At 70.6% G+C, this 710-nt stretch carries 1 protein-coding gene; it reads left to right on the top strand.

The window, feature by feature from the left end; translation table 11 throughout:
- A partial coding sequence (locus HG542_RS34115; protein WP_255316365.1) for a phosphopantetheine-binding protein occupies positions 1–710 on the top strand: 710 nt, incomplete at both ends.

Genomic DNA, 710 nt, shown 5'->3' with positions numbered 1-710 from the left:
AACTCAACGGCTACCGCGTCGAACTGGGCGAGATCGAGAGCGCCCTCTCCCAGGACCCGCGCATCTCCCAGAGCGTCGTGCTGATAAAGGAGTACGACACGGCGGCCGGCCGCCGCGGGCAACTCCTCGTCGGTTACTACGTGTCCGACACCGAGCTCGACCCCGCTCCCCTCCTGGAGCGGCTGTCCGCGAGCCTGCCGGCGTACATGGTTCCCGAGGCGCTGGTGCATCTGCCCGAGCTGCCGTTGAGCCCCAACGGCAAGCTGGACCGCAAGGCACTCCCGGACCCGGGGACGGCGGTCGCCGCCGAGCACGTCGCACCGCGTACCGAGCGCGAGCGGCAGCTGCGCGACGCATGGGCCGACGTGCTGGGCCTGCCGCAGGATCAACTGGGCATCACCGCCGACCTGATGCGCCTCGGCATGGACAGCATCGTGGCCATCCGGCTGGTCAGCCGTCTCCGCAAGGTGCTCGGCCTGCAGGTGAGCGTGCGCGACGTCTTCGCCCACCGCACCATCGAGCGGTTCTACGACCGGGTCGTCGCCGGCTCCGAGGCGGCCACGGCAACGGCCGTGCGGACCGAGCAGGGCGTGCTCGAAGGCGATGTGCCCCTGCTGCCCGTCCAGTCGTGGTTCTTCGCCCAGGACTTCCCCCGGCCCGGCCACTGGAACCAGGCCTTCCTGCTGCGTACACCCGAACTGGCCCTCCCG

It is taken from the genome of Streptomyces morookaense (assembly GCF_013030945.1).
Taxonomy (GTDB): domain Bacteria; phylum Actinomycetota; class Actinomycetes; order Streptomycetales; family Streptomycetaceae; genus Streptomyces; species Streptomyces morookaensis.
This window is presented reverse-complemented; position numbering and strand designations above follow the sequence as displayed.